The organism is Granulicella aggregans, assembly GCF_014203275.1.
Taxonomy (GTDB): Bacteria; Acidobacteriota; Terriglobia; order Terriglobales; family Acidobacteriaceae; genus Edaphobacter.
Window position 1 is genome coordinate 1 of sequence record NZ_JACHIP010000052.1, and the last position, 8,707, is coordinate 8,707.

Here is an 8,707-nt window from a genome sequence, read left to right on the forward strand (position 1 = left end):
TTAGTCTTTCGCCCGTTTTGTTCCTGCTAGTTCAGGGCTTCTTCCTTCTCGATGGCTTCCGTCGCGCTTGGCCTGTCTTTCGAGGCTGAAGATTAACTTCCACAAAGTCGGTGTTTGCGGCAACGTCGTCCGCCGGGCGGTCTGACGGAGTCGAAACTTCCGCAAACCCCGTTTTTCACGAACGACTGCTTCACCATCCGTTTGATAGCCTCTTCCTCATGAGTCCTCTTGCGACAGTTACTCGCGGATTAGTGCTGCTAACGCTGTTGTCGGCGGGCGATAGCGGCACTTCTTCAGCTCGGACCTTTCGATCCTCTGCTAATAACGGGAGCGCCAAGCACCAGCGAATTACGATACGGGTCAGGAATGGCAAGACGGGTTTTCCCATCTGGCTCGCCTCACCCATCGTCTACGTGGGGAAGGTTGATGTTCAGCATATGGATGAAGCCCGGAGGAAGACAGTTTTGTGGAATGACGCCCATATAAATGTTCAAGGAGCCGATCCGCGTCGCGTGACAGTTGTCGTTGAGTTAGTGGATCGCGACTGCCGTGATGCTGCCAGCGATGGATCGCTGAGCGCGACGAGCGAATTTGATCTTGATCTCGTCTTGTCTAAGGGGGTAGTTGCGCCCAATCTATGCAGCTCGAAGACGCAAAAGCCCGAGCCAGGAGTGATTACACTCTACGTGTTGCCGGAAACGATAAAAGAGCTTTGGAATCGTTGATTCGCGTCGCCCTAGCTAGACTCCCGCAAAGTCGGTGTTTGCGGAAACTTCACCGGTCCGGACGATTTTGACGGAGCCGAAACTTCCGCAAACCCCGTTTTTGAGGCGCAACGATGTAACCGGCTGCAAACGAGCTGGCAGATATCCAAAGCAGCAAACCTCACTTATAAGGCAAAGCAGTATCGGCCCAAGCGGTGATCTTGTGACCACTTCGCATTCTTCGGGAGGGGCGTGCAGTTACAGAGATCCGCACGGTGGGACCCAGGTGAGCAGATCGCCAAGTACAAGAGCTGGGGATATAGTCCGCAGTAGATGGATCAAATACCGGAATCTCGTCGCTTAGAGCGGTGCCCGGCAAAACCGAAATCCAGTGCCCCTCAAAAGGAATATCTCGGCAAGGCCCGACCGAAAAATACCCGGGATGAGGAGGGAGCGAGCTGCTTAGCGAACGTCCTGACGGCAAAAGGTTCGTCTCTCCATCAGACCATTGCTGAACGTCCAGGGATAAAATTTGCGGCCGATACTGAAATTGAGGCCAGCCTGGCGACTGTGGCAAGAAAAGAACTCGTTTTGACGTGTTCGCAATCCTGACTTTGACTAGGAATCCATGGGCCTCGCGCCGAACACTCGTCACATTCACGGTCAGATCGCCAGACTGCCGGTTAGCTTGGGCTGAAGCATTTGGGATGACTGTGATCAATGCAAGCAGCGTTAGTACCTGAGCAAGCATTCTGAACTCCTAATTTGATAGACACCACGCGCAGCATACGTGTTCCCTGAACACAGGGTGTCAGTCCAAATTCCCACGACAACTTCGGTTGTCGGCACAGACGTCTGCAAAGTCGGTGTTATCGGCAATGACGAGGATGCGGCTCCGAATGCGCCGCATCCGGGTTTTAGCGGCTTCCTTTGGTCAGGTATCGGTTGAGATACATCACTCTTTTTGACGTCGCGGCGCTTTGGCGTTGTGGCATCATGACGTCATGAAGTCAATCGCATTCCTCAGCCAGAAGGGCGGCAGCGGGAAGACAACGCTTGCTGTCCATACGGCCGTTGCCGCTCAAGAATCTCGGGAGAAGGTGTTCCTGATCGACACCGACCCACAAAAGTCCGCGACCGTCTGGGGAGACGCTCGCGAAGCCGACAAGCCTGTAGTCGTCACGATCTCTGCTGGCGAACTCGACAAGGTTCTCAAAGCTGGCGCTGAAGACAAGATGACTCTTGCAATCATCGATACCGCACCACACACAGCGCCTGACGCTGCCCGTATTGCAAAGTCTGTCGATCTGGTCGTAATTCCCTGCCGCCCGACCGCCTTTGACCTAGCGGCCGTCAGCAACGCTGTTGAGATTATCCGAGCGGCAAAGAAAAAAGCTGTCCTGGTGTTATCCGCTTGCCCGTTTCGCTCCCCTGAGATCGCCGAGACGAGAGCGGTGTTGGAGCAGTACGGATTACCAGTATGTCCCTCTGACATTACGGATCGTCGCGCCTTCGCTCGAGCCGTGGCAACTGGCAGAGCGGTTACTGAGTTCGAAGCGGACGGCAAGGCAGCACAGGAAATTCAAGAACTTTGGAAATGGCTAAAGGAGCAATTGAGATGAGCGGAAAAGTCACAGGCCTTGCAGCATTCACTAAACGTGGTGCTATCCAACCAGAAATCTCCGCAACACTTGGGGATCAGGATTCAACTGTGGGCCGCCAAAGGGCAAAGAAGGAGGTCGTAGCTCTTACCGTGCGCTTGCAACGCTCTGAATGGGAACGGCTTCATCAGCTTGCTGTCTCTGAAGGGATGAGCATCCAGTCGCTTGCGGTTAGAGGACTCAACCGCGTCTTTACTGATAAGGGGCTGCCAAAGCTGGCAGAGTAACGCGATTGCGTCATGACGCATTGACGTCATAGCGTCAGGACGCTGTTTAGGAGCATCACAGAATGCCGCGAAAAATGAAGGAAGACGCCCTAGAAGGGAGCTATGCAGACAAGCTGATAGACGCAGCTGTCGACATTCGCATGAACCCAGAGGCGGTCGAGCGCTCCTACATGGCGCGCCAACTCGTGCAATGCACCCTTCCACATTCAGACCCGGGAAACCTGATGCGATGGAGCCGGACGAACGGTCATCTCACCCTCGCCATCCGCCCCTACGTCGATGAACACAATAAAGCCCTTTACCCCTACGGTTCTATTCCTCGACTGCTGCTGTTCTGGCTCGTCACAGAAGCCACACAGAAGAAAAGCCGCCACATACGACTTGGAAACAGCTTAGACGGCTTCATGCGTGAGATCGGGCTGAACCCCAGAACCGGGGGAGGGAAGCGGGGCGACGCAGCACGCCTGCATTCTCAGATGGAACGCCTGTTTCGCGCCATCATCACCTTTGAGGATCGGCGCGAGTGGTCTAAGAGCTATGTCGATATGCAGATCGCTCCCAAAGGGACGTTGTGGTGGGATCCAGCCAAGTCACACCAAGACAACCTCTGGGAATCTTGGGTGGAGTTGGGCGAGGAATTCTTTGCTGCCATCACAGCCGCGCCGGTACCGATCGACATGCGCGCGCTTCGAGCCTTGAAGCGGTCTCCGCTCGCTCTCGATCTTTACGCATGGCTGACGCACACGGCCTTCAGCGCTACTCGCAAGCGCGAGTCCCGCATCATCCCCTGGGAAGGACTACACGGTCAAATGGGAGCCGAGTACGCTCAGCTCCGCGACTTCAAGATCAAAGTCAACATGGCTCTAAAGAAGATCCAGCTCGTCTATCCCACGCTCAAGCTCGAGACGACGGGGGCGGCCCTCATCGTTCATCCATCACCCACTGCGATCGCCTCAAAAAGCTAAGTCCTTTGTTTTACACATGGCGCTACGGTGAAACGGTCGCGCGAGATGCCCTCTAAAGTGGCTTTTCTACGGTGAAACGGTCGCGCCACTACGGTGAAACGGTCGCGCCACTACGGTGAAACGGTCGCAGTTTTTGAATGCTTAAAGGAAGCCTATAGTTTTTGCCTTTGTAGTTGTCTGTCTGTAGTTCTCTAGTCCTCTAGTCGGTGGGGTCGAGCTGTGGATTTTGAAACCGGCAACGCCCAAAACCCATACGGTGAAACGCTAGCGCCTCCCCGATCTGCAAAGCCGTAGCCAGCTCGGGAGTCGTGTATATACAATGGCTATATGGATGTGTACTCGACGCTGGATGGGCAGGGCTTTGTCTGGGATAGCGACAAAGCGGCCAGCAATGCCTCCAGGCACGGCGTACGGTTCGAGCAGGCCCGAGAGGTCTTTCTCGATCAGCTTGCCCGCTACGAGGACGCCAGCCCCCAGGAAGAGGCCCGGCAGGCTTGTATCGGCCTCACGACCGACTACCGGCTCCTCTATGTCGTCCATGTGGTTCGGGAAGGTGATGTGCTCCGCCTCATCTCCGCAAGAGTTGCGGAACCGGCGGAAAGGAGACGCTATGAAAATGACTGATCGCATCAAGCGCAACATGCAGCCAGACAAACCCATGACCCTGATCTCCCTCCGGCTGCCCGATCACGTCATCGAGGATCTCAAGGAGGTCGCCCCCTCGCTCGGATTCGGCGGGTACCAGGCGCTCATTCGGGCCTACATCTCGAACGGGCTCCGCAAGCACCTGGCCGAAAGGGAAGCGCAACGGGCCAAGGATTCGGCCGTCGAGGAGTTCAGCCAAAGGCTCATCGCGCACGGAGTGCCAGAGCAGGCCATCCAGGAAGCCGTCGCAGAGATGAGAGCGGCACGGTGAAACGGGGCTACAACCACGGATTGAGCAGCTGGACACCGCAGTCATCGAAATCAGCAGTGTTGCGAGTTGCGATCGTGTAGCCATGTTCCTTGGCTGTAGCTGCGATCATGGCATCCCGGTCGGGTCGGCGGTCAGGGACGTGCATTGCGGCGCACAGAACCGCCGTGGTGCTCCCGAAGGGCAGTACCTGTGAGGAGAACTCCTTCATCACACCCTGCAGCCAGGAGCGAAGCAGCTGGCCTTGTTGAGCGTCCTTCCGCTCCATCAGCAGAACACCCGTCTCCAGTTCAAGGATGCTGACGGACGAAAGATAGAGCTGATTGCCAGCGATACTAGCCGCCCAGCGGCGTACGGCGGCAGATGGATTCGCCTTGCCCACCCGTAGCTCCGAGATCACATTGGTATCGAGTAAAAACACTATTCGAGCTCCGCTGGCTTGAATCCCATGCTGTCCAATTTTGGTGGGTCGAACTCAAACTGGCCGCCGGGCAGCGAATCCATGATGTCGAGCAGGCTTCGCGGCTTTTCGCCGGCGAGCTTGTAGTAATCCTCGATCTTCAGCAAGGCAAACGTCGGCTTGCCTCGATCCGTGACGAACACCGGGCCAGCTGTCGTTGCACGCTTAGCCTGCGCCAGATCCCGGGCAAAATCCCGCGATGAAACGGTCGTAATGGACATTGCCACTCTCCTCCATTTGCAATGTATGTATGTTATGACAAGATGGGCCATAAGGGAACAAAGCCCTCGGAGACACATCGCATGAAGAGCTGGACGAAGGTTAGTGAAGAGTTGCCGCCAGCGAGCCAAGCTCGCCTGGAGGAGACGCTGGCGGGGCAGTAGCTGCGAGCTGACTTCCCGGATGGATCCATCAACATCGACCTGCACGCTTCCTAAATTGCTCCACCGGAGCCCGCTGCGAACTGCTCCATTGAAAAGAGGAAACGTAGACCCTAATCGTCCATCAGCTATCCACTAAACTGCGTAGATTTTTCGATGGCCTGAAGAAGGCAACACGTTTGGCTGGTATCTCGACACGCGCTCCTGTCTTCGGATTACGGCCGATCCTTGGGCTTCGCTTTCGAGTATGGAAGCTGCCAAACCCTCGAATCTCCACCTTGTCATCTGCCTGGAGGGCGGCAACCATCGCATTGAGGATGGTGTCGACGATGACTTCTCCGTTGCGAGGAGTAAGGTCGCCAAGCGTAAGAAGTTTCTTAACAAGATCCACTCGGGTCATACCTTGCTCCGATGCACTTTCTACCGAATGAAGAGCATGTTCGAGAAACTCTCTAATTTGAACGGAACCATCTCAGCTGTAACGAGACTTTGACCTTTTCACTTGAGGTGGAGGCGTTGGTTTCTTCGTATAGGTGACCGACGCCCAATGCTCTTCCGGCACCCATCTTCCTTTCTCAAGCCTTGCAGAGACGACAAGCCCGCAGAGCTCGCAAGGGTGATCTCTACGTAGAGCGTTGCTCATATCGCTTACAAGCGATTCCTGGATTTCAGAAGAAAATTCGCCTGTACATGGTTTGGCGGGCATAGGTTCAGTCCTGCTCCTGATCGCTGCTTGGTTTCTTCACCACCAATGTAAGCCCGAAGAGCGAAGCCTTGAGCCGGTGAGGTGAATCGGAATAGAACTCTTCGAGTAGCGCCTTGAACTCTTTCTTGTACTTTCTGTAGCCGATCCACATCAAGAAAGCTCCTGCTCCCAAGCCGACAACTCCTGGCCATAACTGATTCTCTTTGAGCATTTGAGTGATGGAACCCACGGTGAACGCTGCGCCAACAAGGAACGAAGCAGCTAGTCGCCACATGCCTTTCTGAGGTGATATTGCGCTTAGGGCAGCGACGAACGCGGAGGCCAATCCCAGCAGAATCAGGCTAAGTGGAAGAACTCGGGCCGCGATCATGATCACCGGTTTCATTCCCTAATCGTCCTCTTTCATGGTCTTGTACTCACTGAACCACCATTTGAGCCGAGTACGCAGCGTTCTAGCGGCGGGATCGCGTAGTTTTGTAAGCCAAAGTCTAAAACCCCGGTAGTCAGAATCCTGTACACGAAGCTGCAGAAGGCCAATACTTCGACCGCGCATAGCAGGGCATCTATCCGTGCTGTCTGACTGTTTCTCACCTTTAGGAGAGAAAGCAAACCGGCCAAAGCGATTGCTAACGTTGAGAGCACGAGCCAAACGACATCGGCTCGGAAACCGCCGAGGCGAAAGCTGCCGAACAGATGATCAACCGCGCCTACTCTTGTCGCGGTTCCCTCGAACCACGCTGACCAAGATAGGGCGATTAGAACAAGGTTGAACCCAATGATGCATCTGAAGCCGGTAAATTTCTGTGTTGGAGTGTCTTCCATAGGTGTCTTGCAGAATAGACCACTGCCCCGGAAACCGGCGTTCAGAGATTGCCATGACAGCTTGTTACTCCTGAAACGGACGCTTCAGGCGGGTACGGTCAGTAGTCCGACGAGCCGAACACGTCACGTTTCCGACAACCCAGGATAAGCGATGAGGATGGTCTTGAACTCGCGTTGATCTTTCAAGGTTACCGCTTTCTTCCATGGCGAGCTCGATACAGCTCGTACAGCATTGGCGAGAGCACCGCAAAGACAACACCAACGATCCATGGGTGTTGATAGGAGTTCATAGTAGTTGTCACCGTGCCTCCTCCATCCAGACGTTCCGTAATGGTGTTCTGATGCCATGGCATGTATGCGACGGCGGTGATTCCACCCAGCAAACCTACGATTCCGAGGATCGCATCGTGCCAGAGCTTCGAGCGATGGCCTTTCGAGGCTAACGAAACCAGCCAGCCGCAGCCAGCACCGATAACCAGTCCGACTAAGGAGTCGAGCAGCAGGAATATCGCGAGTATGACGGGTGAATCAGGCAGCATGTCGACCATGCTATCGCGGTGTACGTCGAGATGCCCTGAAACGGCATTACCTGCAACTTCGACCTGTTCCCAGCATGCCTTCGCGGGAGTCAACGTCAGTGATGTCTAAAGTCGATCACCACCGCTCCTAGCCAAACGGCGGCTGCAATTATCCAGTACAGACCAGCCTTCCATCGTTGCCTACGTAGAACACATACTCCCCAGGTAACGTTGATCACAAAGAATGCCGCGACTATTGGCAGAATACTGATGAACCAGATGAACGGCTCTCCAGTGGTGACGTTTATTCCCGCTGCGACTTCTTCCGGTATTTTCCAGCCACCACGGGAGGCGGCGATGTCATAACCAATCGCGCCCAAAACGTTGAGCACCACCAGCGCCATTGATTCGGCAGTAGAGAGCCGCGTCATCGTTCCATCGCCCTTTGAACCTGGACCGCTGACCATTCCCCAGCGCTTCTGGGTGTAGGGATCTCACGAGCATTGAGTTCTGCTGCTATCGCGCGAAGCGAAATCTTGCCGGTGGCTTGTATGGCTGTGATCGTCGGAAGGAGCTCCGAGCGGACCTGGCTCACTTTTTGGCTACGCACCTGGCGCGCTGCGGCTCGGATCTCAGCGAACCGCTCAGCCGAGACGCGGCGGCCGCCAAGCTTCGTTCCCCGCGCTTTTGCGGCGGCGAGGGCTGCTTTGGTCCTCTTCGAGATGGCTTCGGCTTCTTGCTCAGCGACGGCAGCCAGGATGTGCACCACGAACCTATTCGCCTGGGGCATATCGACAGCCACAAACTCAACGCCGGACTCCATAAGGTTCGAGATGAAGGCGACGTTGCGGGCCAGACGGTCCAGCTTCGCGATCACGAGCGTAGCGCGATGCTTGCGGCAGAGCTTGAGGGCGGTAGCGAGGGCAGGCCGGTCATTGCGCTTTCCGCTCTCCACCTCCATGATCTCCTGCACCAGGGTCCAGTCTCCCCCATTGAGGAATCCGGCGACGGCAGCCCGCTGCGCTTCGAGTCCCAGGCCGCTAGTTCCCTGCCGTGCGGTCGAAACTCTCAGGTAGCTCACAAACCTGGTCTTCGCCATCGTTTTTGGCCCTCTGTTACGTTTCTTCTACGTCCGTAGAAAGAATGTAACAGGTGCCTTGGAGGGTCCGGGAGAGCTTGAGACGTAGTTTCCGCAAACGCCGTTTTGCCGGAGCTTGTTCCTTCGCGGGTGTACTCTGTGCTGATAGTTTAGGCACCTGGACCGTGGCGGTGCAGACCATGAGGAGTTATATGCCGCGCATCCAAACTCTTTTTGCAAGTGCTGCCGTAGTGGTTCTTCTTCTTGGCCTGC

Annotated in this window: 13 protein-coding genes; 6 read left to right on the top strand and 7 right to left on the bottom strand. The window is 55.6% G+C overall.

Annotated elements, in window-relative coordinates:
* The first annotated feature begins 218 nt into the window (after positions 1 to 218).
* From HDF16_RS29560 to HDF16_RS29585, 6 genes are all read left to right on the top strand, one after another.
* Positions 219 to 725 (top strand): hypothetical protein, encoded by a 507-nt coding sequence (locus tag HDF16_RS29560; protein WP_184224458.1) that lies wholly within the window; start codon positions 219 to 221, stop codon positions 723 to 725.
* Positions 726 to 1,708: 983 nt separating this feature from the next.
* On the top strand, positions 1,709 to 2,326 hold the full coding sequence (parA, locus tag HDF16_RS29565; protein WP_089844096.1) for a ParA family partition ATPase: 618 nt from the start codon (positions 1,709 to 1,711) through the stop codon (positions 2,324 to 2,326).
* The gene (locus HDF16_RS29570) at positions 2,323 to 2,592 is read left to right on the top strand and encodes a hypothetical protein (protein WP_089844099.1); all 270 of its coding nucleotides are present in this window, start codon (positions 2,323 to 2,325) and stop codon (positions 2,590 to 2,592) included. Before parA ends, HDF16_RS29570 begins: the two co-directional genes overlap by 4 nt.
* Before the next feature lie 62 nt (positions 2,593 to 2,654).
* Positions 2,655 to 3,557 carry a replication protein RepA gene (locus tag HDF16_RS29575; protein ID WP_184224460.1) on the top strand — a complete coding sequence of 301 codons (903 nt, stop codon included), beginning with the start codon at positions 2,655 to 2,657 and terminating at the stop codon, positions 3,555 to 3,557.
* 327 nt (positions 3,558 to 3,884) lie between these two features.
* Entirely contained in the window at positions 3,885 to 4,181 is a 297-nt protein-coding gene (locus HDF16_RS29580; RefSeq protein ID WP_184224462.1) for a BrnT family toxin, read from the top strand.
* Positions 4,168 to 4,473, top strand: a complete 306-nt coding sequence (locus tag HDF16_RS29585) for a hypothetical protein (protein WP_184224464.1) — start codon at positions 4,168 to 4,170, stop codon at positions 4,471 to 4,473. The genes HDF16_RS29580 and HDF16_RS29585 overlap by 14 nt, the downstream gene beginning before the upstream one ends.
* 7 nt (positions 4,474 to 4,480) lie before the next feature.
* On the opposite strand, the gene HDF16_RS29590 is transcribed toward HDF16_RS29585, so the two are convergent.
* The 7 genes from HDF16_RS29590 to HDF16_RS29625 form a co-directional block, all read right to left on the bottom strand.
* Positions 4,481 to 4,891 carry a PIN domain-containing protein gene (locus tag HDF16_RS29590; RefSeq protein ID WP_184224466.1) on the bottom strand — a complete coding sequence of 137 codons (411 nt, stop codon included), beginning with the start codon at positions 4,889 to 4,891 and terminating at the stop codon, positions 4,481 to 4,483.
* Positions 4,891 to 5,151: a prevent-host-death protein gene (locus tag HDF16_RS29595; RefSeq protein ID WP_184224468.1), complete on the bottom strand. Its 261-nt coding sequence runs from the start codon at positions 5,149 to 5,151 to the stop codon at positions 4,891 to 4,893. Before HDF16_RS29595 ends, HDF16_RS29590 begins: the two co-directional genes overlap by 1 nt.
* Before the next feature lie 283 nt (positions 5,152 to 5,434).
* A complete protein-coding gene (locus HDF16_RS29605; protein ID WP_184224472.1) occupies positions 5,435 to 5,710 on the bottom strand; it encodes an HU family DNA-binding protein in 276 nt (91 codons plus the stop codon).
* 310 nt (positions 5,711 to 6,020) lie between these two features.
* Positions 6,021 to 6,401 carry a hypothetical protein gene (locus HDF16_RS29610; RefSeq protein ID WP_184224474.1) on the bottom strand — a complete coding sequence of 127 codons (381 nt, stop codon included), beginning with the start codon at positions 6,399 to 6,401 and terminating at the stop codon, positions 6,021 to 6,023.
* A 625-nt stretch (positions 6,402 to 7,026) separates the two neighbouring features.
* The gene (locus HDF16_RS29615) at positions 7,027 to 7,377 is read right to left on the bottom strand and encodes a hypothetical protein (protein ID WP_221313418.1); all 351 of its coding nucleotides are present in this window, start codon (positions 7,375 to 7,377) and stop codon (positions 7,027 to 7,029) included.
* Positions 7,378 to 7,472: 95 nt separating this feature from the next.
* A complete protein-coding gene (locus tag HDF16_RS29620) occupies positions 7,473 to 7,787 on the bottom strand; it encodes a hypothetical protein (protein ID WP_246410496.1) in 315 nt (104 codons plus the stop codon).
* Positions 7,784 to 8,455, bottom strand: coding sequence for a recombinase family protein (locus HDF16_RS29625; RefSeq protein ID WP_184224480.1), 672 nt, complete (start codon positions 8,453 to 8,455; stop codon positions 7,784 to 7,786). The genes HDF16_RS29620 and HDF16_RS29625 overlap by 4 nt, the downstream gene beginning before the upstream one ends.
* Between the last annotated feature and the right edge of the window lie 252 nt (positions 8,456 to 8,707).

What these genes read in the sequence shown, in the direction of transcription:
- HDF16_RS29560 (WP_184224458.1), top strand. Translation starts at nt 219, where the DNA reads ATGAGTCCTCTTGCGACAGTTACTCGCGGATTAGTGCTGCTAACGCTG.
- parA (WP_089844096.1), top strand. Translation starts at nt 1,709, where the DNA reads ATGAAGTCAATCGCATTCCTCAGCCAGAAGGGCGGCAGCGGGAAGACA.
- HDF16_RS29570 (WP_089844099.1), top strand. Translation starts at nt 2,323, where the DNA reads ATGAGCGGAAAAGTCACAGGCCTTGCAGCATTCACTAAACGTGGTGCT.
- HDF16_RS29575 (WP_184224460.1), top strand. Translation starts at nt 2,655, where the DNA reads ATGCCGCGAAAAATGAAGGAAGACGCCCTAGAAGGGAGCTATGCAGAC.
- HDF16_RS29580 (WP_184224462.1), top strand. Translation starts at nt 3,885, where the DNA reads ATGGATGTGTACTCGACGCTGGATGGGCAGGGCTTTGTCTGGGATAGC.
- HDF16_RS29585 (WP_184224464.1), top strand. Translation starts at nt 4,168, where the DNA reads ATGAAAATGACTGATCGCATCAAGCGCAACATGCAGCCAGACAAACCC.
- HDF16_RS29595 (WP_184224468.1), bottom strand. Translation starts at nt 5,151, where the DNA reads ATGTCCATTACGACCGTTTCATCGCGGGATTTTGCCCGGGATCTGGCG.
- HDF16_RS29605 (WP_184224472.1), bottom strand. Translation starts at nt 5,710, where the DNA reads ATGACCCGAGTGGATCTTGTTAAGAAACTTCTTACGCTTGGCGACCTT.
- HDF16_RS29610 (WP_184224474.1), bottom strand. Translation starts at nt 6,401, where the DNA reads ATGAAACCGGTGATCATGATCGCGGCCCGAGTTCTTCCACTTAGCCTG.
- HDF16_RS29615 (WP_221313418.1), bottom strand. Translation starts at nt 7,377, where the DNA reads ATGCTGCCTGATTCACCCGTCATACTCGCGATATTCCTGCTGCTCGAC.
- HDF16_RS29620 (WP_246410496.1), bottom strand. Translation starts at nt 7,787, where the DNA reads ATGACGCGGCTCTCTACTGCCGAATCAATGGCGCTGGTGGTGCTCAAC.
- HDF16_RS29625 (WP_184224480.1), bottom strand. Translation starts at nt 8,455, where the DNA reads ATGGCGAAGACCAGGTTTGTGAGCTACCTGAGAGTTTCGACCGCACGG.